Consider the following 21272-nt stretch of genomic DNA (forward strand, 5'->3'; position numbering starts at 1 on the left):
GGCTCGCAGGGTGCGGGCCGGGCGGCGGGTCTCCCGGGCGGGATCGGCACGGAGTACCGAAGTCACGCTCTACTGGCCGTTCTTGACGAGGTCGGGGTGGACGGTGGCGGCGATCTGCCGGACCGCGTCGGCGTTGCGCACCCCCGCGATAGTGGTCACCTCGGAGCCGAGCCGCACGAAGCGCCCTTCCTGGACGGCCTTCAGGCCCTGGGTCGCCGGGAAGCTCCGCAGGAACGCCTCGGCGTCGTCGTAGGCCTTACGGGTGGCGTCCTCGCTGCCCCGGTTGCGCACGGACAGCTGGATCCAGTCCGGCTTCTTGGCCACGACGTCCTCCCAGGAGCCGGGCTTGAAGTCGGCGTCGCAGTCGGCGAACACGTTGCGGGCCCCGGCCTGGGTGATGACGGCGTTGGCGACCTGCCGGCCGCAGACCGCGACTGGCTGCTTGGTCCCGGCGTCGAAGTCGAAGGCGAAGTAGCTCGGCCGCTCGTCCTCCGGGACACCGGCGAGCGCGGTGCGGACCTCGCCGATCCGCTTCTCCATCCCGGTGACGAGTTCCTCGGCGCGGGCGGCGGTGCCGGTGACGGCACCGAGGCGGCGGATGTCGTCCTCGATCCCGGCGAGGTCGGTGCGCGGCGCCTTGGCGGCCTTCGGGGTGCCGGCGCAGGCGGTGGAGAGGAGGTAGACGTGCTGGATGCCGGCCGCCGCGAACTCCGCCCCACTGGGCCCGGTGGCGCCACCGCCCATCATCGGCATGGCACCGAAGGTGTCGACGTAGAGGTCGGCGCCGGAACCGAGCAGCTTCTCCTTGGGAACGGCGAGGTCGGTGCGCGGCGCCTTGGCACCCTGCTCGGCGAGCGCGGACGGCAGGGTGCCCTTGCCGGGCGGGAAGCCGGTGCCGATCACCCGGTCACCCGCGCCGAGTTGGAGCAGCATTTCCAGGCTCGCCGCGTTGCTGGTGACGATCCTGGTCGGGGCCTTGGCGATGGTCGTCTCCTTGCCCGCGCAGTCGGCGACCGTGACGGGGTAGCCCGTGGGCCCGCGCTGCGGACCCGGACCAGGTAGTCGGGCCGGGTCCGCGCCCGGTTCCCGGGGATCGCCCGGCGATTTCCGGTCCTTCCCGACCGCCCGTACTCGGCACAGCGGAGCGCCCGTGCGCGGCGCAGCGGAGCGGACATGCGCGGCACAGCCCGCATAGGGTGGCCGGATGGCCGACCCCACCGACCCGCGCGACGATCTCGACCTGCCGGTACCACTCGGTCCGTTCCCGCCGCGCCGGGTGGTCTCGCTGGTGCCCTCGCTGACCGAAGCGGTCGCCGCCACCGCGCCCGGTCTGCTGGTCGGCGCCACCAACTGGTGCAGCCACCCCGCGGACCTGGCCGTGGCCCGGATCGGCGGCACCAAGAGCCCGGACCTGCCGGGCGTCCTCGCGCTCGCCCCGGACCTGGTGATCGCCAACGACGAGGAGAACCGCCGCCCCGACCTCGACGCGCTCCGGGCCGCCGGGGTGCCGGTCTGGGTCACCGACATCCGCACCCTGGAGGACGCCTTCCGCTCGCTCGACCGGCTGCTCACCGTCGCCTGTCGGCTGCCGCGCCCGGCCTGGCTGGACCGGGCGGAGGCGGCTTGGCGCGACGTACGGCCGACGGCGGACGGCCCGCGGACGATCGTGCCGATCTGGCGCCGCCCGTGGATGGTGCTCGGCCGCGACACCTTCGCCGGGGACCTGCTGCACCGCCTCGGCCTGCGACTGGTCCACGCCGACCACCCCGAGCGCTACCCGGCCGTGCCGCTGCCCGAACTGCTGGCGAGCCGACCGGAGCTGGTGGTGCTGCCCGACGAGCCGTACCGCTTCACCGCCGAGGACGGCCCGGAGGCGTTCCCCGGAATCCCGGTCGTGCTGGCCGACGGACGGCACCTGACCTGGTACGGCCCCTCCCTGGTGACCGCTCCGACCGTCCTCCGGCAGGCAATCGACCACCCGTTCACATTCGGCGGGGAGACCACATCGTAGGATGACCGCCACTCGCCGGGCTGATGGGACTCCCGGCGACAAGTGGGGGGACGAACCATGAAGTTGAGCACCACCCGGCGGACAACCGTACTGGTCTCCGCCGTCGCCGTCTCGACCGCCGTACTGGCGGGTTGCGGCACCGAGAGCGCCGACAAGCACCCGAACGCGGCGGCGAGCACGACGCTCACGGCCGCCGGCGCCACACCCGGCGAGACGGCCGGCGCCGGCCCGTCCGCGAGCGCGACCCCGGCGCCCACCGACTCGGCGTCCGCCGGCTCCTCGCACAGCCCGAGCGCCGGGCCGAGCAAGTCGGCGAAGGCCACGCCCGGCGCCCAGAGCGGAAACGCCAAGAGCGGCGGCGGCAACGCGGCCGCCGCACCCACCACCCAGCCGCCGGTCGAGAAGCCCGCCGTTCCCGCGCCGGTCCCCACCGCCAAGCCCGGCGCCGTGGCCCTCCCGCCGCCGCCCGCGCCGCCCGTCCCGCACGTGCCCCCGCTACAGAGCGGCTGCCAGCCCAGCAAGCCCCAGCCCGACGATCCCAAGGCGACCGTGGGCGCCGCCCTCACGGCGGCGGCCGGCCAGCCCCGGGTGCTCAACCTCAGCTCGGGCGGCACCGACAAGCTCCCGTCGCTGCCGGTCAACCTGGTCAAGGCCATCGCCTGGCAGGAGAGCGGCTGGCAGTCCGGCATCCTCGCCTGCGACGGCGGCATCGGCACCATGCAGATCATGCAGAACACCGTGAGCTGGATGAACGGCAAGTACGGCACCAACTCCGACCCCAAAACGCTCAACGGGAACGTCCAGCTCGGCACCCAGCTGCTCGACTGGCTGGTCGCCTACTACGGCGACTCCTCCTTCGGCGGCAAGTACGACCTCTCCCCCGACCCGGCCACCGGCAAGACCCCGCTGCTCGACCTGGTCATCTCGGCGTACAACGCGGGCGCGGGCAACGTGCACTACAACGCCGTCACCGACCCGACCACGAGCGAGGTCGTCGGCAGCCTGGACATCCCGAACCCGAAGTACGTCTCCAACGTGAAGGCGCTGATGGCCGGCCAGCCGTGGAACAAGGCCGGCTGACGCTTCCGTGCGCTGCGGCTTCCACAGCCGCATGACACAGGGCCCGGGACGCGAGTGCGTTCCGGGCCCTGTTCCGTACGGCCGTCGGCCGGGCGTCAGCCGCGCGCGGCGGCGACGGCGGCGCCCAGCGCCTCCTTGATCCGCGGCCCGAGACGGGCGAAGCCCAGCTCCTTCATGGCCGCGCGGAGCAGCTCCTCGTCGCTCCGCTCGGTGCCGTCGGTGTCGATCCAGCGGACGACGGCGAGCAGTTCGTCGCCGGAGTAGGCGGTCACGGGGCGGCCGGGGGTGAAGTCCGGCTTCGCGGGACGGCCGGCGGGCTCCTCGGCCACGGGCGTCTCAGCGACGGGCTGTTCGGCGGCGGGCTCCTCGGCTGCAACGGGGGCCTCGGCGGCGGGCTCGGGCTCCGGCTCGGTGGCGGGGGCCTCGACGACGGCCTTAACCTCGACCTCGACCTCAGCCTCGGCGGTCACTGCCTCGACCGGCTCCGCATCCTCGACGACCGGCTCCTCGACAGCGGTCACGGGCTCCTCCACCGTCACGGCTGGAGCCTCCTCGACGGCTTCCGCGTCGGTCACCGGCTCGGCAGCCTCAGCGGCAGGGGCTTCCACCGCGACCTCGGCCTCGACGGCCTCCGGCTCGACCTCCGCATCGGCCTCAACCTCGGCGCCGGTCACGGCCTCGACCTCGGCCTCGACCTCGACGGCGGGCTCGGGCTCCGGCTCGGTGGCGGGGGCCTCGACGACGGCCTCGGGTTCCGCGGCGGGCTCCGCGGCCTCAACCTCGACCTCGACCTCAACTTCAGCCTCGGCGGTCACTGCCTCGACCGGCTCCGCATCCTCGACGACCGGCTCCTCGACAGCGGCCACGGGCTCCTCCACCGTCACGGCCGGAGCCTCCTCGACGGCTTCCGCGTCGGTCACCGGCTCGGCAGCCTCAGCGGCAGGGGCTTCCACCGCGACCTCGGCCTCGACGGCCTCCGGCTCGACCTCCGCATCAGCCTCAACCTCGGCGCCGGTCACGGCCTCGGCCTCGGCCTCGGCCTCGACGGCGGGCTCCTCGGCCTCAGCCGTTTCGGCCTCAACCGCGACCTCGTCCGCAGCCGCAGCCTCGGCGAGCGCGGCGGTCGCGGCGGCCACCAGGTCGTCGGCGGCCGGGGAAGGTGCCGGGAGGGACACCACCGCAGCCGGGGCCTCCTCCGTCACCGCCTCCTCCACAACCGACTCGGTCCCGGCGGAATCGACGCCCGATGCCGACGCCGCCTCAACGACCTCGGCATCGGCCTCAGCCTCAGCGGTTTCCTCGACCGGAGCCGTATCCGAAACCGGCGTCTCCTCCGTCAGTCCGTCCCACTGCCCGCCCGCCAGCGCCTGACGCGCGGCGGCCTCCGCCTCCGCGTCGGTCAGCTCGGCGTCGGACGCCTCGACATCGGTCTCAGCCTCGGCCTCGGCGTCGTCAGCCGTCTCGGCGACCGGCTCCTCGGTGACGGCCTCGACGGCCTCGACGACCGGCTCCTCCGTCAGCCCGTCCCGCTGCCCGCCCGCCAGCGCCTGACGCGCGGCGGCCTCGGCCTCGACATCGGCGGTCCCGGCGTCCTCGACGACCGGCGCCGCCGCCAGTCCGTCCCGCTGCCCGGCCACCAGCGCCTGGCGCGCCGCGTACGCGGCTTCGGCGGCGCGGCGGTCGGCCTTCGCCGCGGTGAGTTCGGCGAGCAGGTCGGCGAGGCCGGCCTCCTCGAGGGTGGCGCGCAGGCCACGGATCGTCGGCAGGCGGTAGAGGGTGCCCTCGTCGGCGGCCAGGCGCTCGACCAGGTCGGCCAGTTCCGCGAAGGCGAGCCCGTCCAGGTCATGGTCGGGCAGCAGCCGGGCGAGGCCGCGCAGGCCGGTGTTGATCGGCTCGAAGGCCTGGGCGGTGCGGTCGACGAGGTCACCGTCGGCGGGCACGCTCGGGAGGCTGCCGGCAGGGGCGAGGGCGGCCCAGGCGCGGCGCTCGATCTCGGCGGAGGTGAGCGCCTCGTGCAGGTCCTCGCGGCGGACCTTACGGTCGTGGGCGAGGGCGGTGGCCTGCTTGCGCAGCGAGCGAGCGCGCAGCCAGGAGAGCTTGACGCCGTTCTCGCGGCGCCAGGTGCTGTCGGCGGTGGCGGCGGCGAGAGCGACGAGGTCGGCGTCGTACGCGGCGGTGCTGAGGGTGGCGGAGGTGCGGTGCACGCGTTGGAGCATCTCGACCAGCAGCGCGGCCTTGGCGACGGTGTCGGGCTCGTCCAGCTTGGCCTCGGCGGCCAGGGCGGTGACGGCTTCCCAGGTCTGGTGAAGGTCACGGCCGCGCAGTTCGGCGAGGGCGGTGGAGGCGGCGCGGGCGTCCTCGGGGGTGGCGACGGTGTCGACGGCCGCGTACCAGGCGTGGGTGTCGGCGCTGAGCGTGAAGGCCCCGAGGTCGGCGTAGCGGCCGAGGTCTTCGCGGAGGTCGGGCTCCGCGGCGGCGTCCTGGGGGTCCTTGACGTCTGCGGCGTCGGCGACGTCCGCCGGGTCGGCTGCGTCGGCGTTGCGCGAGTGAAGCACTGTCATGTGAGGTCCGGTTCTGGGCGACGACGGCGGGGCTGGCGGCGAGGGGGCGGCGGACCGGTTGCGCGGGGTTGCCCCGGGGGCGGGGCACGGGGGCGCGCGGTCGGGCTGCCGGTTGTGGAGGCCCAGAATACGGGTGCCCGTTCGAGCCTTGCACGCACCCACCGCCGGAAGGGCCGGTGTCGTATGCCATACCGCCCGCCTGGCCGCTACCCGGGAGGTCCGCCCGGGTGGTCCGGCGCTGGTCCGTGCGGGTGGCCGGACGGACCGCCGGGCCGCTCGCCGGGCTGGTCACCAGGGCGCTCCGCCCGCGGTGGGCGCGGGCGCCGCCGCAGCCGGTCCAGCGGGACGTCACGGACGCCGCGAGCCTGGCGGCCGAGCGGCGGACGGAAGCCGGCCCGGCCGAGGGTGGGCAGGTCGACCGGCGCGAGGTACTCGTGGAGCGCCGTGCGGTTCCACCACGCGCCGGTTTCCCGTAGTTCGCGCCATCCGGTGAACCGGTAGAGGTAGAGGGTCGCCCGGACGTGGGTCGGTGGGGCGTCGGGGAAGGGGTTGTGGCGCAGCAGCCGCAGGGTCGCCCGGTCGCCGGTCAGCAGGCGGGCGACGAAGGGCAGGAACCAGGGGCGGGCGTAGGCCGGGGAGATGCCGGCGAACCACATCAGCCAGTCCAGCCGCAGGTGGTAGGGGGCGTACTGGCGCGGGAGGCGGCGCACGTCGCCGGGTTTGCCCTTGAAGCCGTACTCGCGCCAGACGGTGTGCGGGGTGAGGACGGCCTCGTCGGTGCCCTCGACCACGACCTCCTGCCGGAGGCGGTTGACGCTGCCGAAGGCGCCGTAGGTGTTGACGAGGTGCAGCCGGTTGAAGGAGCGGTTCATCACCTGGCCGCGCGAGAGCATGTTCCGCACCGGCCAGTAGCTGAGCACCAGGACGGCGGCGGTCACGGCGGTCACCAGTACCTGGTACCAGACGGGGGCTCCGGGGAAGTCGTGGGCGTGGCGGGGCAGTCCGAGGCGGCCCGGTTCGACGGCGGCGAGGGCGAGGACGACGGTCAGCCAGTTGAGCCAGGCGAAGTTGCCGGACGCGATCAGCCAGAGCTGGGTGGCGACGACGGCGCAGGCCGCGTAGGTCGCGACCGGTTGCGGGAGCAGCAGGCCGATCGGGACGACGAGTTGGACGAAGTGGTTGGCCGCCACCTCGACCCGGTGCAGGGGATCGGGCAGGTGGTGGAAGAACCAGCTGAGCGGTCCGGGCATGGGCTGGGTCTCGTGGTGGTAGCGCAGGCAGGTCAGGTCGCGCCAGCAGCTGTCGCCGCGGAGTTTGATCAGTCCGGCGCCGAACTCGACCCGGAAGACCAGCCAGCGCATCAGCCAGAGCACGGGGGTGGGCGGCGCGGTGTCGGCGTTGCCGAGGAAGACGGCCAGGGAGCCCGCTTCGAGCAGCAGCGACTCCCAGCCGAAGGAGTACCAGGTCTGCCCGACGTTGACGATGGAGAGGTAGAGGAGCCAGAGCGCCGCCCAGAGCAGGATCGAGGCCCAGAGCGGGACGGCGTCGCCGAGCCCGGCCGCGACGGCGGCGGACAGCGCGGCGCCGCTCCAGGCGACGGCGGCGAAGAAGCGGTCGCTGTAGTGGAGGTGGAAGAGCCCGGGCGACCGACGGAAGGGGACCCGGGCGGTGAAGCGGGGCACCGGCAGCATGCCGTCGGTGCCGATGAGCGCCCGGAACTGCGCGGCGGCGGCGACGAATCCGATCAGGTAGAGGCCGGCGAGCAGGCGTTGGACGAGCAGTCGGCTCAGCCAGTAGTCGGGGGCGGCGAACCAGTCCATCCAGTCCATGCGGCCCATGCCTACCACCGGCGGCCCGCCGCGGGGTCCGGCAGGGGCGGGGGCGGCGGACGGTTCACCCGCTCGGCCGGAGCAGCAGGCGCCCGGAGCAGCGGGGCGCCCGAAGCAGCGGGCAGCCGGAGCAGCGGGTGAACTGCCGTGAGCCGCTGGCCCCGAACGGCAGCGTGGCGGGGAGCCTCTCCTCGGGGGTGAGAGGCGCCCCGCCACGGTGGTGGACGGTACGGATGGTGCGGAGGGCTGGTGCGGCCGCGGGCCGCGCTGCCGCGCACGGGCGACGGTCGGCCGCTCAGCTCGGCAGGACGAGTCCGGACCCACCGGCGGCACCCGGTCGAGCGGTCGGCGTGACGGCGCCGTTCTGCTGGAGCCGGTCGACCAGCAGTGCGGCCAGCGTGCCGAGTTCCTCCTCGGTGCGGGACTGGGCGGTGACGTCCATGCCGACGGTGAGGACGCCGTTGACCTGGCCGGTGCGCGCCACCCGCAGCGGGGTGCAGGTGAAGCTGAAGATCTGCTGGATGCGCTGTACCTCGGGGCGGCCGGACTGGATCCGGACGTCGTTGAGGACGGTGGCGCGACCGGTGTGGTACGCCTCCGAGACGGCCTGCTGGAGGCCGGCCGCGCCGAGCTGCGGGTAGGCCGTGCCGATCGATCCGTACGCCACCGGGGGGCCGAAGGTGTCGGCGTGCTGGGCGTTCGCGTAGCGGATCTCCTGGCCGGGGCCGTCGGTCAGCATGATGGGGAACGGGGAGCCGTCGAAGGCCGCGAACATCTCCTGCTGCTGGGCGAGCAGGTTGTCGCGCAGCCGGATCTCGGACAGCAGCGCCTCGGCGAGGTGCTGGATGTCGCGCAGGCGCTCGCGCCCCCACTGCCGGGGTTCCCGGTCGAGGACGCAGACGGTGCCGATGACGGTGTTGGTGTCGTCGACGAGCGGGGCTCCGAGGTAGGCCCGGACGCCCAGTTCGTCCACGACGGGGTTCCCGGCGAACCGGGGATAGGCGAGGATGTCGTCCAGTGCGAGGGGCGAGCGCTGGGCGACCACGTGCGGGCAGAAGCCGTGGCTCATCGGCATCTGCCGGGTGGGAAGGTCGAAGGCGATGCCCCGATCCGCCCACGACGCGCCTTCTTCGGCCGCGACTTCGGCGGTGTTTGGCGGGATGTAGAGCCCCCGGAACATCTGGCGCTCGTCGTTGATGAAGTTGACCATCGCGATGGGAGCGCGGGTGATGCTGGCTGCCAGGTGGGCGAAGCGGTCGAAGGCCTCGTCCGCGGAGGGTTCGTTGAGACCCAGGCTGCGCAGCCTGCGGGTCCGCTCGGACTCCCCGGCAGCACCCGGGAACTGGCCTTGAGTGCTCATCACATCAGTCATGGCGCACATGTAATCAGACATCCGGGCGTCGCGGTGCTACCGGGACCGATCGTCTTCCTTGCTGATGAACAGTCAAAGCGGCATGTGAGCGACCCCGTGGTGGGCGCAGAAGCGGGGCAAGGTCAATCCCCACCCGACACGCCCGCAAAACCAGTCGCCGGCGTGACGGGCCGAATTCCGCCAATCCAAGATCGACTATGTGTGGAGCCCATGTACACATATGACAATGAGCCCTGCCGAAGACACGGACGGTAGTTTCCCTGCCCCACGGGAGACCCGATCCAAGGTCCGCATGCACCGATGGCTTCGACGCGATCGGCACCGCCACACCTCCACACCCCCACCCTCATCTCGCAGGGGGCGCGGCCGGAGCGGCATCTACGGCGTGAACGGAGGCACGACACCCACCGGAACGAGAGGACCCAGCATGGCGATGGACTACTTCACCGACGAGCGACACGAGAGCCTCCGAGCGGAGGTCCGTGAGTTCGCGGAGAAGGAGGTACGTCCTCAGGTGGCCAGAATGGAGGCCGGCCGGGAGATCGAGTTCGAGCTCTCGCGGGAGATCGCCCGCCGGGGCTGGATCGGTGTCACGATCCCGCGCGAGTTCGGCGGTCTGGGCCTGGGACACCTCGCCAAGACGATCATCGTGGAGGAGCTGGCCCGCGTCAGCGGCGCGATGGGCGCGATGGCGCAGGCCTCACAGCTCGGTGTCGCCAAGGTCATCCACTTCGGCTCCGACGCCCAACGGCGCGCCTGGCTGCCGAAGTTCGCGTCCGGCGAGTGCTTGCCGACGATCGCGGTCACCGAGCCGGAGTCCGGCGGCCACGTGCTCGGCATGGCCGGCACCGCCCGCCGCGAGGGCGACGAGTACGTGCTCAACGGCCGCAAGGTGTTCGTCGGCAACTCGCACATCGGCGACGTCCACGGGGTGGTCTTCCGCACCGACCGGGGCAGCAAGGGCCTGTCCGCCTTCCTCGTCGAGAGCGACCGGCCCGGCTTCCGCACCGGCGCGGTCGGCACCCAGGGCGGCCTCCACGGCTTCAGCTTCGGCGAGCTCGTCTTCGAGGACTGCCGGATCCCGGTCGGCAACCGGCTCGCCGAGGAGGGCCAGGGCCTCGACGTCGCGTACTCCTCCTCCACCCTGTACGGCCGGCTCAACCTCGGCGCCGTCGCGCTCGGCATCCACGTCGCCGTGGTGGAGGACACCGTGCGCTACGCGGAGGAGCGGGTGCTCTACGGCAAGCCGATCGGCCAGCTGAACAGCATCGCGCTCAAGCTCGGCGAGATGCAGTCCCGGCTGATGACCGCCAAGTTGGCCGCGTACCACGCCTCGCACCTGCTCGACCGCGGCAAGGCCTGCGACGCCGAGCTGATGAACGCCAAGCTCATCAACACCGAGTACGCGATGGACTCGGCGCGCCAGGCGATGGAGATCTTCGCCGCGCGCGGCACCCAGGAGGAGCACAACATCATCCGCTACCTGCGGGACGCCACCCACATCTACGCCCCGGCCGGCACCTCGGACGTGCAGAAGCTGCGGCTCGGACAGGTGGCGGCGGGCACGTACGGCAAGCAGTGGTCGGACGAGCTGTCCGACCTGACGAGCTGGGCGTGGACCGAGCTGAACCAGCTGGAGTCCGGGGCCGCCGCGGCGTCCACGGTCTCCACGGGCTTCGCGGGCTCCGTGGCTCCTGCGGCCTCCGCGGGGTCTGCGGCGTCCGCGGCCTCCGCGGCCTCCGCGGCCTCCGCGGTGGACGGCCGGTACCGGCGGTACGGCCGGGTCGTGCCGCTCTCCGCGGCGAGCTGATCCGGCGGAGGAACCACCGCCCGGGCGGTGGCGAACCTTCGGCACAGCGACGGTCCGACCTGGATGGTTTGACCTGTTCCTGACGGCTCCCGGAGAGGCCTGCCCGGCCTCCCCGGGAGCCGTTCGCGCTTCACGGCACCTGTACTGAGCTGCGGCGTTCCGTTGGCGAACACTCCGGTCGGAACCGGTCGGCGGTGCCATCACCCGTTCACATATCGTCAGTTGATGTTGCGATGAGGCCACCTGGGACTGATAGGTTTCCTGCCGTCGGCGGCCGTGCTGCACCCCGCGCGGACGGTGACACCGCGTCACCCCGTCCGGCGACCCCGGCCTCGGCGCCCTGAAACCCGGTCCGGTCCGCTCGGGCCGATCCGCCGTTCGGCCCGAGTCCCGGCCTGCAACTCGGCCCTGCAACAAGGAATCAGATGCCAGGCATATCGGCCCCCCGCACGGGCCACCGCGCCGGCCGGTCCGGCTCCCTCCGCAGCTCGCTCCTCGCCCTCGTTCTGGTCCCCAGCCTGGGCCTCGCCGCCGCCTGGGGCTACGCCGCCTACCTGCTGCGCGACGCCGGGAACCGCACCGCGCTGGTGGCCGGCACCGCCGTCGTCGCCGTGGTGCTGCTGGTCAGCCTGATCCGCGGCGTCCGGGCCGCCCGGGCCCTGTCCGCCCGGCTGGCTGTACTGCGCACCGACACCCTCGCGCTCGCCCAGCAGGAGATCCCCGACGTCGTCGGGCGGCTGCGCGCCGGGGAGCCGGTGCCCACCCCGCCCACCTGGACGCCCTCGCGACGGGTCGGCGACGAGGTCCAGCAGACCTCCGACGGCCTGGCCGCCGTCCGGCAGGCCGCCGTCGCCGCCATCGTCCACCAGGCCCAGGGCCGCGAGGGGACCAAGAAGGTCTTCCTCAACATCGCCCGCCGCACCCAGATCCTGATCCACCGCCAGATCAGCATGCTCGACGCGCTGGAGCGCGAGCACGAGGAACCCGAGCTGCTGCGCGAACTGTTCGCGGTCGACCACCTGGCCACCCGGATGCGGCGCAACGCCGAGAACCTGGTCATCCTCGGCGGCGCGCTGCCCGCCCGGCGCTGGCGCAACGCCGTGCCCATGGTCAACGTGCTGCGCAGCGCCGTCTCCGAAACCGAGAACTACGCCCGGGTCGTCGTCCAGGGCGTGCCGCGCGCCTCCCTCAGCGGGCAGGCCGTCGCCGACGTGATCCACCTGGTCGCCGAGCTGATCGAGAACGGCACCACCTTCTCCCCGCCGTACACCCAGGTGCAGGTCTCCGCCCAGGAGGTCCCCAAGGGCCTGGCCGTCGAGGTGGAGGACCGCGGCCTCGGCATGACCGAGGAGGAGTACGAGCGGCTCAACGAGTACCTGGCCAACCCGCCCGAGCTGGACGTCTCCGCGCTCGGCGACGACCTGCGGCTCGGCCTGTTCGTCGTCGCGCGGCTGGCCGCCCGGCACGACATCCAGGTCACCCTTCGGCCCTCGCCGTACGGCGGCACCCGGGCCGTGGTCCTGGTGCCCTCGGTGCTGCTGGAGCAGGCCGAACACCCGGCCGCGGTACCCGGACTGCCGTCCGGCGCCCGGGTCACCCGCACCCCGGTGTCGGAACCACGGCCGTCGGACGGTGACTTGGGCGAGGTCGACGAGGAACTGTCGGGCGCGCTGTCGGGAGTGCTCAGCGGGCTGCTCGGCGGTGGATCGGCCGGACCGGCTGCGGGCGCTGATGCGGCTGCGGCTGGTGCTGCGGCTGCGGCTGCGGCTGCCGATGGCGGGACGACCGCGGACGTCGCCCCCGGTTCCGTCGCCTCCGGGGAGGAGGACGGCGGGGTGACCATCGGCGAGCTGCTCGGGCGACAGGACGGTGGGACCGGTGGGGCCGCTCCCGAGAACGCCGGACTGCCGGTCGGCGCCGAGATCCCCGGCCTTCCCGGCGCCGTGGTGGTCCCCCGGCCCGCGCTGCCGCGTCCCTACGACCTGCCGACCGATCCGTCGGCGGAGCCCGTGGCGGGACTCGCACCGGGGCTCGTAGCCGGACCGGTGCCCGGTGCCGCCGGTGACGTCGGCGTCCACGGCGGCGTGCCGGGGCCGCTCGCGGACTCGGCCGCCGGGTTCGACGGGGTTCCCGCCGACCGGTCGACGCCCACCCACGAACGCCCGCAGGAGGACCACGTGGAGCACGGCCCGGACGGCGAACTGCGCACCCCGCGGGTCCTGCCGCAGCGGGTCCGCAACGCCAGCCTCGCCGAGCAGCTCCGCGAGGCCAACGCCCCCGGCGGCATGATCCCGTCGCCATCGGATCCGGCCGCTCCGCCTTCGCCGTACGGAGCCGCAGCGCCGTACGGAGCCCCGGCGCCGCACGGGACTCCGGCGCCGCACGGGGCCCACGCCGCCCCGAGCGGCCCGCGGTTCGGCGAGGCCGACGCCCCCTCGCCGGCGCGCTCCCGCGCCACCATGGCCGCCATCCAGCGCGGCACCCGGAGCGCCCGCGCGGCCGGTTCCGAACCGGACGCGCCCGCCATCGCCCCCCAGCCGGCCGCAGCCTCCGCCCCCGAGGAAGCCGCGGAAGCCTCCGCCGTTCAGGAAGCCAAGGAACAGCAGTGATGACGCAGCAGCAGACCGAAACCCAGCGCGACCTCAACTGGCTGCTGGACCAGCTGGTGGCGCGGGTACCCGAGACCCGCCACGCCATCGTCCTCTCCGAGGACGGCCTGCTGGTCGGCATGTCCCAGGGCCTCGACCGTGCCGACGCCGAACACCTGTCCGCCGTCGCCTCCGGCCTGCAGAGCCTGGCCCGCGGCGCCGGGCACCGCTTCAACGGCGGGCGGGTCCGGCAGACCGTCGTCGAGATGGACCAGCTGTTCCTGTTCGTCACCACCGCCGGACAGGGGGCCCGCCTCGCCGTGCTCACCAGCGAGCAGGTGGACGCCGGGCTGATGGCCTACGAGATCAACATGCTGGTCAAGCAGGTCGGCCAGTACCTCACCGCGGCGCCGCGCAGCGACGCGGGCCAGGTCGGCGCGGGTGGCGGTGCGTGACCACCGCCGACGCCGACGAGGGCTGGTTCTACGACAAGGACGCCGGCCACCTGGTCCGCCCCTACGCGATCACCAACGGGCGCACCGGCCCGGTCCGTGACGGCTTCGCGCTCATCACCCTGGTGGTCACCGCCGACCCGCGCGCCGACACCAGCCGGTTGACCCCCGAACCGGCCGCGATCCTCGACATGTGCCGCGAACGCCCGCTGGCCGTCGCCGAGATCGCGGCCAGCATGGACCTGCCGGTGAGCGTGGTCAAGGTGCTTCTGGACGATCTGGCGGAGGCCCGGCTGATCCTCACCCGGGCCCCGGTCCAGCTCGCCGAGGCGCCGGACATCTCGCTGATCCAGGCGGTGATCGAGGGTGTCCGCCGGCTCTGACGGACGGCGACGGCCCGGCCCCGCTCCTCCCCGCCTCGTAAAACTCCCAGTTCCCTTCCAGGAGACCCGAAGTGACGACCCAGAGCCTGGTGCCGGGCGCGGTCAAGATCCTCGTCGCCGGCGGCTTCGGCGTCGGCAAGACCACCATGGTCGGCTCGGTCAGTGAGATCGAACCGCTGCAGACCGAGGAGCGGATGACCCGCGCCAGCATCGGGGTCGACAGCCTCGAAGGCGTCCAGGACAAGTCCACCACCACCGTGGCGATGGACTTCGGCCGGATCACCGTCCGTGAGGACCTGGTGCTCTACCTCTTCGGCACGCCCGGGCAGTTCCGGTTCTGGTTCATGTGGGACGACCTCGCCCTCGGCGCCCTCGGCGCGATCGTCCTCGCGGACACCCGGCGGCTCGAATCCAGCTTCGCCGCCGTCGACTTCTTCGAGCAGCGCGGAATCCCGTTCGCCATCGGGGTCAACTGCTTCCACGGCCGCCGGGAGGCCACCCCGGAGGACGTCCGCCGCGCCCTCGACCTCGGGCCGGAGGTGCCGGTGGTGCTGTGCGACGTCCGGGAGCGGGCGTCCAGCAAGGAACTGCTGCTCGCCCTGCTCGACCGGGTGCACCGGGACGCCCTGGCCGCCGGGCGGCGGTGAGGGCCACCGCCTCCCGGCATCGGCGAGGGCACAGCACCCCGGTACCGGACCGCCAATTCGGTTAATCCGGTTAATCCGGTACCGGGGGCTGTGCCTTCGCCGGGGCGAGCTCGGCGAGCGCGTCCACCAGCGGGGCCAGCTCGGGGAGTTCGGCAGCCTGCGTCAGGGTCGCTTCCAGGGTCGCGTCGTGCACCGGGCGGGCGGCCTCCAGCAGGGCACGGCCCGCCGGCGTCAGCTCGGTGTAGATGCCCCGCCGGTCGTCCGCGCAGAGATAGCGCCCCAGCAGGCCGCGGTCCTCCAGGCGGCTGACCAGCCGGGTGGTCGCACTGCTGCTCAGCGCCGCGGCGCGGGCCAGCTGCTGCATCCGCATGTGCCAGCCGTCCTGCCGGGAGAGTGCCTCCAGCACCGTGTACTCGACCACCGAGAGCTTGTGCTCCGCCTGGAGCGCCTTCTCCAACGCGGCGTCGATCAGCCCGTGCAGTGCGGCGAGCGTCCGCCAGCCACTGGACCGGACCTCGGCCGCGTCGTCGCGGATGGACATGGCTCGCCTTCCCTTCGTGTTGCTCCGTGCGCCTCTGGTATCTCCTCTCCCACAAGTATGCCAGTTTGCGCCGATTATCAGTCTCTGCAAATACTTCGGCTCATACCCGGGCCGGCTGACGGGTGCGGTCGGTGGCTGTTCCGTCGGCTGCCCAGGCGGCGGAGCAGAGCGCGGTGGCCAGCGCCTCCGTGTAGACGGCGGCGGCGAGCCAGGCCGTGGCGAAGGCGTCGTGGTCATCCGGGACGACCCGGCCGAACACATCCCGCCGATGGTCCGCCGCGGCCGCCCGCAGGCCGTCCAGGAGCTGGACGGCGGTGGACAGTCCGGCGACGCGCAGCAGGCTCCGGTCGGCCGCCGCCGTGGCCGCGCTCGGGGCGAGGGCGGAGCGCCCGGTGGTCACCGCCTGCGCCACCCGGCGGGCGAGTACGTGCACGGGTGGACCGTCCGGAGGTGTGGTGGGGAGCTCGGGTAGGGGCCCGACTGGGTGGTCGGCCCGGGGAGCGGGGGCCTGGAGGTCGGCGGCCTGGAGGCGCTCCAGGCCGAGGTTGGCCCGGCCCGCCCGGTCGGCGGCGAGGGCGAGGCGGACGGGCCCGGGCTGGTCGGAGCCGTCCGGGGGCGTCCCGATCGCGAGCAGGCGCAGTTGCGGGCGGTCGGCCCGCTCCAGGCGGCCGATCAGCCGGAGCCGCAGGCCGTGCGCGGTGGCGAGCAGGGCGAGGTTGGCCCGGAAGGCCAGGTCCGGGTGCTCGTGCCCCGGGAGCAGCGCGATCACCAGGTCGCTCCCCGCGACGCGGGCGAGCAGTTGGGCGGCTCCGCCGGGCGCGGTCGGGGCCGCGCCCAGCAGGGTGACGTCCAGGAAGAGCAGGTCACTCCCGGCCGGGCGGCTCTCGTACGGCAGCTCCTGCGCCGCCAGGGCCCGCGCCACCTGCGCACCGGGCGGCTCGGACCACAGCCCGGCCACCGGCTCCGCCGTCCAGTCGGCCCCGGCCGCGCGGACCGCCCGGACCGAGGCCCCGGCACCCAGCCGTCCGCCGGCCGACCTCGTCGCGCCCTGGACCGCCAGTCCGGCACGGCTGAACTCGCGGTGGCTGAGCGCGGCATCGCCCAGCCGCACCGTACGGTTGCCCGCGCCGACGGCCAGCGGGGCGGCGGTCGCGGCGTCACCGTGCGGGGTCACCTCGGCGACGGTGCTGAGTCGGCCTCCGGCGTCCACCGCCCAGCTGACCGCGCCGGCGTGGGTCGCGGTCAGCACCGGCTCGGCGAACAGCCCGTACAGCCGCAGGCCGCCCTCCTCGGCATAGGCCTGGCGGGCGCTGCCTCGCAGCTCGCCGAGCGGGGTGGGCTCGGGGGCGCCGGAGGCGCCGAAGGCATCGACGGGCGCGCTCAGGGCCACGGTGAGGCCGAGCAACTCGCGCAGGCCCGACACCAGGTCCACCAGCCGGTGGTCGGGCGCGCCGGAACGCGCCGCGCGCACCCTGGTGACCACCGTGACCGCCGCCGCGGCCGGACGATACAGCCCCGCCACGCGCGCCCGGTGCGCGGCACGCAGCAGCTCGGCCTGGGAGACGGCGCCCGCGCCGCTCACCCCGGCGGCCAGCAGGGCACAGGCGGCCCGGTGGAGGTGCCGGGCGGCGGCGAGTTCGGACGGGGTGAGGGCAGCGGGTTCGGGTCGGAGCACGGGTTCCGGCGCTGACGGGGTTTCGGGGCCCTCGGCTCGAGGGGCATCGACTCGAGGGGCATCGGCATCGGAGGATTCGGCGCCGCCCTCGATCGCCTCCGCCAGCGGGCAGAGGGTGACGGCGGCGGCGCGGTGGACGCAGGCTGGAGCCAGCAGGCAGCCACAGCGGACGGAGGCCGGGGCGGCGATCACCCCGCCCGGGGCGTGCAGGACGAGCAGGGCCTCCTCGTCCACCTCCACCCGCCACTCGTCACCCTCCCGGCTCAGCGGCCGCTGGGCCAGCTTCGCCGCCGCGCCGTCCAGCCGCTTCTGCAGCCGGGCGCTCAGCCCGGACACCACCTCGGCGACCACCTCGGGCCGGACGCCCGGCCAGCCGTTCTCCTGCGTCGTCGCGTTCATCGGACCTTCTCCCCCACCCAGCGGGCCAGTTCCAGCGGGCTCAGTGCCGCCACGGGCATACCGGCCGCGACCAGCTGGCCCGCGACCGACTTCGAGTACCGGGCCGTCCCGGTGTCGTCCAATGCCGCGCAGCCGAGCAGGTGCACGCCGGAATCCACCAGTGCCCGGGTCTGGGCTAGCAGCCCGCTGACCGGGCCGCCCTCCTCGAAGTCGCTGACCACCGCGATCAACGTCCTCGACGGCACCGTCACCAGCTCGCGCGCGTAGCGCAACCCGGTCGCGATGCTGGTACCGCCGCCGACCCGCACCTCCAGCAGCAGGCTCAGCGGATCCGCCACCTGCTCCGTCAGGTCCAGGACTCCGGTGGAGAAGGCGACGAAGTGGGTAGTGAGCGACGGCACCCCGGCCAGGATCGCGGCGGTGAGCGCCGCCCAGACCGTGGAGGCCTCCATCGAGCCCGACACGTCCACCACCAGGATCAGCCGCCAGTCGTTGGCCTGCCGAGCCCTGGTCCGGAACACCGGACGCTCCGGCACGATCAGGGTGCCGACGCCGTCCGGTGCCGGACGGGCGGTGGCGAGGTTGGCCCGGATGGTCCGCTGGAGGTCCAGCCCGCCGCCCGGACGCCGCGACGGGCGCGGCACGCTGATGCCGGTCAGCGCGGGGCGCAGCCTGGTCGCCAGTTCGCGGCTCAACTCGTCCACCAGCCGCCGCACCAGCGGGCGCAGCCGCGCCACCCGGGCCTCGGGCAGGCCGCCCGCATGGTCCAGCACCGTCCGCAACAGGTCGACCGACGGGCGGACGGCGGACGGGTCGATCGCCTCCAGGACATCCGTCCGGCCATGGGTGACGGCGGCCGCCAGCACCTCCTCCCGCAGACCCGGGCCGAACAGCGCCTCCAGTTCCTCGGCCCACTCGCGCACTCCGGGGAAGGGCGCCTCGCGTCCGCCCCGGTCGCCCAGGCCCGGACCGGAGCCCTCACCGCGTCCACTGCCGTACAACTCGTCGAGCGCAGTGGCGAGTCGGGCGCTGCGACCGGACAGGCCGCCGCTGCCGGGACGGCCCAGCAGCAGGCGCCAGCGCTCGGCGGGAGTGAGGGTGTGCGGTCCGGTGCCCGGGGGCTGGGCGGTGGGTGTGGGTGTGGGTGCTGGTTGAGGGGTGGGGGCCGGGTCCGGGGTTGCCTGCGGTGCCAGGCCGCGACGGGCCAGAACCGCGCGCGCGGCCAGGTCCGCGCGCACCCAACTCGCCACCACGGCAGGATCGGCAGCCTCGGGCAGGGCGGCGAGACGGGTGCCGAGCCGCTCCTCGACCAGGGCCAGCAGCCGGTCGCGGGCCGCCGGGCTCAGCGTGTCGAAACCGCCGCGCAGCGCGGGCAGCCGGTCCAGGAAGGCGGAGTCGGACATTGACGTCACCCGCTCCAGCACGGGTTCGAGCGCCTCGGGCGCGCTGTCGAACAGCCCCTCGGCCGCGGTCAACAACCCGACCAGCGCCCGTCCGAGCAGCTGCCGCGCCCGTACGTCGGTCGCCCCGTCCACCCAGGACGCGGCCCGGCCGCCGAACACCCCGGCCGGCTCCTGCCCGAGCAGCACCCGCACCGCTCCGGCCGCACCCCGCACCAACGGACTCCCCCGCTCCGCGAGTTCGCCCAGCACGTACCCCAGCCGCACCCCGCCCAGCCGATCGGCCCGCCGCGCCAGCTCCACCAGCGCCCGCGCATCCGCCGGATCGTCCGACCCACCCAACCCCTCCACCTGCCGCACCGCAGCGGCGGTCAGCAGCTCCACGGCAGCAGGGAGGGCGGTGGCAGGGCGGTACGGCTCGGGAGCGATTGGGCAGACGATGGCCGCGGGCTCCCTGACAACCGTGCCGGTACGAGGCGTTCGACCTCCCTCACACGACACGACCTGCGAATCGGTGGAAGGCCGCGCCCCGGTGGCGGGCGGTAGCGCGGTGACCAGTCCGGCATCGCCAGGACTGCCCGAACCGATCGCTCCGGCGGACAGCAGACCTGCGGCAGACCCGGCATCACCCCGGCCACCCGGGACGACCACACCGACGGGCGGTAGCGCGTCGGCAGGCTCGGGATCGCCCGGCCCGACGTCACCTTGAACGCTCGGGACGGCTGCCCCGGTGGGTGGTGGGGGCGGGGTGTCCGGGGTGAGGCCGGGGAAGTGGCCTGCGGTGAGGCGGTCGAGAAGGGTGAGGGCGTCGAGGAGGTCGGGGAGGGTTGCGGTGGTGGGGAGGGTGGCGGTGAGTTGGGTGAGGCGGGTGGTGGTGAGGGCGGGGAGGGCGCAGGAGGCGGCGGCGGTGAGGCCGTCGATGATCTCGCGGGGCGTGGGGTCGTCGCTGAGGCGGGTGCGGAGGCTGCCCTCGGCGGCTTGGGCCGGGGTGACGCCGCGGGTGCCGGCGACGGTGAGCAGGGCGGCGACGGTGGGGGTCCAGTGCAGGCGCCAGCGGGTGCCGAGGGTTTCGGTGCCGCCCGGGCCGGTGGTGGCGACCGGCTCGGCGTAGGGGACGCCGCAGGCCGTGAGCCGGTGGAGGAGGATCTCGCGGCGGCGGTCGAGGGGGCTGCGCAGCGGGTCGAGGCGCAGTTCGCGCGGGCCCGGCTCGGTGGGGCCGGGGAGGCCGAGCTCGGCGAGGAGGTTTTCGACGGCGGGGGCGAGTCCGCTGCGCGGGGCGGCGGGGGTGGGGCGCCCGGTGCGGGTGCCGACCAGGACCTGTTCGAGCGCACGGGCGACGGCCCGCCCCCGGCCGAGGGGTTCGCCCTGGGCGAGGACGGTCTGGACGGCTTCGACGAGTTCGCCGCGGCCGGGGGCGGCGTGGCCGCGCAACCGGGCGAGGTCACCGGCGAGGCGGACGATCTCCCGGGCGTCGGCCGGACCGGAGGGGTGGTCCTGGGTGCGCAGCGCGGCGCAGATCCGGACGGCGGTGGCGGTGAGCGCCTCGGTGAGGCGCTCCGGGTCTCCGCCGGCGTCCAGGACGGTGTGCTGCCACTCCGGGTCGCGGATGCCCGCCGGGTAGCCGGAGCGGGCGTCGAGCAGCGGGTAGGTGTACGGGATCAGCGAGAGGACGTGCCCGGGGTCGTCCGGGCCGGGCGGTTCCTCCGGAGAGATCGGGCCGTCCAGCAGGGCGGCGGCGTGGAAGGAGCCGACGACCACGGCGATCCGGCGCCCGCCGGCCGAGGCGGCCCGGATGCGGGCCCGCATCCAGGCCTCGCGGCGCAGGTCGTACGGGTCGACGCCGGGGCCGGTCTCGGCGTCGTGGCGCAGGGCCCAGCCGACCAGGAGGGCAGCGCGCCGGACGGCCTCCGGGGTGGAGCCGGGGGCGGCGGTCTCGACCAGCCGGTCCCAGAGGTCCTCGTCGCAGTCGCGGCCGGTGAGGCGGTGGCGCAGGGCGTCCGCCACACCGGGGGCCGCCGGGCCTTCCACCGTGCCTTCCGCCGGGCCATGATCGCGGGCACCGTCGCCGGCGGCGCCCCCTGGGGCGGTACGGTGGGCGAGCGGCAGGTCGCAGGCGATGGCCTCGACGCCGTTGCGCCGCGCCCAACGCAGGGCGACGAGCTCCGGGGAGAAATCGGCGAACGGGTAGAAGGCGAGCCGACCGGAGTCGTCCGGACCGGCCGGGGCGGCGGCCAGGGCGACCGGGGCCTCGGTGGCCTCGTCGGCGAGCCGGTCGAGCCAGGGCTGGAACTCGGCGGGCAGTTCGACCAGGACCACCTCGGGACGGGCGGCGTCGAGCAGCGCGGGAAGGACCGCGCTGAGGGACGGCGCGTGGTGGCGCACGCCGATCAGGTAGGGCCCGGGACGGTCGGTGCCGGAGCCGGCCAGCCGGTCGGTCTCGACGCGGACGTCGAGGTCGGTGGCAGGTTGTCCGCCGGCCCCGAGGCGGCCGTCCGGGGTGGGCTTCACCGCGCTGCTCGTCATC

The 21272-nt window shown here is 74.3% G+C and carries 14 protein-coding genes; 7 read left to right on the forward strand and 7 right to left on the reverse strand.

The window, feature by feature from the left end; all coding sequences use genetic code 11:
* Nucleotides 1–69: 69 nt before the first annotated feature.
* Nucleotides 70–933, reverse strand: coding sequence for an ABC transporter substrate-binding protein (locus tag BOQ63_RS13680; protein ID WP_072654322.1), 864 nt, complete (start codon nucleotides 931–933; stop codon nucleotides 70–72).
* A gap of 271 nt (nucleotides 934–1204) precedes the next feature.
* Here BOQ63_RS13680 and BOQ63_RS13685 point away from each other — a divergent pair, with 271 nt between their 5' ends.
* Nucleotides 1205–2011 carry a helical backbone metal receptor gene (locus BOQ63_RS13685; protein ID WP_167395732.1) on the forward strand — a complete coding sequence of 269 codons (807 nt, stop codon included), beginning with the start codon at nucleotides 1205–1207 and terminating at the stop codon, nucleotides 2009–2011.
* A 57-nt stretch (nucleotides 2012–2068) separates the two neighbouring features.
* Nucleotides 2069–3091: a transglycosylase SLT domain-containing protein gene (locus tag BOQ63_RS13690; protein ID WP_050366470.1), complete on the forward strand. Its 1023-nt coding sequence runs from the start codon at nucleotides 2069–2071 to the stop codon at nucleotides 3089–3091.
* A 95-nt stretch (nucleotides 3092–3186) separates the two neighbouring features.
* On the opposite strand, the gene BOQ63_RS13695 is transcribed toward BOQ63_RS13690, so the two are convergent.
* The 3 genes from BOQ63_RS13695 to BOQ63_RS13705 form a co-directional block, all read right to left on the reverse strand.
* Nucleotides 3187–5652 (reverse strand): hypothetical protein, encoded by a 2466-nt coding sequence (locus tag BOQ63_RS13695; protein ID WP_150475877.1) that lies wholly within the window; start codon nucleotides 5650–5652, stop codon nucleotides 3187–3189.
* Nucleotides 5653–5858: 206 nt separating this feature from the next.
* Nucleotides 5859–7472, reverse strand: coding sequence for a lipase maturation factor family protein (locus tag BOQ63_RS13700; protein ID WP_078867129.1), 1614 nt, complete (start codon nucleotides 7470–7472; stop codon nucleotides 5859–5861).
* 304 nt (nucleotides 7473–7776) lie between these two features.
* The gene (locus BOQ63_RS13705; protein WP_046386579.1) at nucleotides 7777–8853 is read right to left on the reverse strand and encodes a GAF domain-containing protein; all 1077 of its coding nucleotides are present in this window, start codon (nucleotides 8851–8853) and stop codon (nucleotides 7777–7779) included.
* Nucleotides 8854–9280: 427 nt separating this feature from the next.
* Here BOQ63_RS13705 and BOQ63_RS13710 point away from each other — a divergent pair, with 427 nt between their 5' ends.
* The 5 genes from BOQ63_RS13710 to BOQ63_RS13730 all read left to right on the forward strand — a co-directional run bounded on the left by BOQ63_RS13710 (nucleotide 9281) and on the right by BOQ63_RS13730 (nucleotide 14733).
* Entirely contained in the window at nucleotides 9281–10663 is a 1383-nt protein-coding gene (locus BOQ63_RS13710; protein WP_072654325.1) for an acyl-CoA dehydrogenase family protein, read from the forward strand.
* Between the two features lie 425 nt (nucleotides 10664–11088).
* Nucleotides 11089–13272, forward strand: coding sequence for a sensor histidine kinase (locus BOQ63_RS13715; protein ID WP_150475879.1), 2184 nt, complete (start codon nucleotides 11089–11091; stop codon nucleotides 13270–13272).
* A complete protein-coding gene (locus tag BOQ63_RS13720; RefSeq protein WP_030280208.1) occupies nucleotides 13272–13706 on the forward strand; it encodes a roadblock/LC7 domain-containing protein in 435 nt (144 codons plus the stop codon). The genes BOQ63_RS13715 and BOQ63_RS13720 overlap by 1 nt, the downstream gene beginning before the upstream one ends.
* Nucleotides 13703–14086, forward strand: a complete 384-nt coding sequence (locus tag BOQ63_RS13725; RefSeq protein WP_030280206.1) for a DUF742 domain-containing protein — start codon at nucleotides 13703–13705, stop codon at nucleotides 14084–14086. The genes BOQ63_RS13720 and BOQ63_RS13725 overlap by 4 nt, the downstream gene beginning before the upstream one ends.
* A gap of 71 nt (nucleotides 14087–14157) precedes the next feature.
* The gene (locus BOQ63_RS13730) at nucleotides 14158–14733 is read left to right on the forward strand and encodes a GTP-binding protein (RefSeq protein WP_030280204.1); all 576 of its coding nucleotides are present in this window, start codon (nucleotides 14158–14160) and stop codon (nucleotides 14731–14733) included.
* Nucleotides 14734–14803: 70 nt separating this feature from the next.
* Here BOQ63_RS13730 and BOQ63_RS13735 read toward each other — a convergent pair whose 3' ends face one another.
* The 3 genes from BOQ63_RS13735 to BOQ63_RS13745 all read right to left on the reverse strand — a co-directional run bounded on the left by BOQ63_RS13735 (nucleotide 14804) and on the right by BOQ63_RS13745 (nucleotide 21271).
* Complete coding sequence (locus tag BOQ63_RS13735) at nucleotides 14804–15274, reverse strand: MarR family winged helix-turn-helix transcriptional regulator (protein ID WP_030551750.1); 471 nt, start codon at nucleotides 15272–15274, stop codon at nucleotides 14804–14806.
* 100 nt (nucleotides 15275–15374) lie between these two features.
* On the reverse strand, nucleotides 15375–17348 hold the full coding sequence (locus BOQ63_RS13740; protein WP_191093559.1) for a hypothetical protein: 1974 nt from the start codon (nucleotides 17346–17348) through the stop codon (nucleotides 15375–15377).
* Nucleotides 17345–21271, reverse strand: coding sequence for a vWA domain-containing protein (locus tag BOQ63_RS13745; protein ID WP_072654328.1), 3927 nt, complete (start codon nucleotides 21269–21271; stop codon nucleotides 17345–17347). The genes BOQ63_RS13740 and BOQ63_RS13745 overlap by 4 nt, the downstream gene beginning before the upstream one ends.
* Nucleotide 21272 lies beyond the last annotated feature (1 nt).

It is taken from the genome of Streptomyces viridifaciens (assembly GCF_001888885.2).
Taxonomy (GTDB): domain Bacteria; phylum Actinomycetota; class Actinomycetes; order Streptomycetales; family Streptomycetaceae; genus Kitasatospora; species Kitasatospora aureofaciens.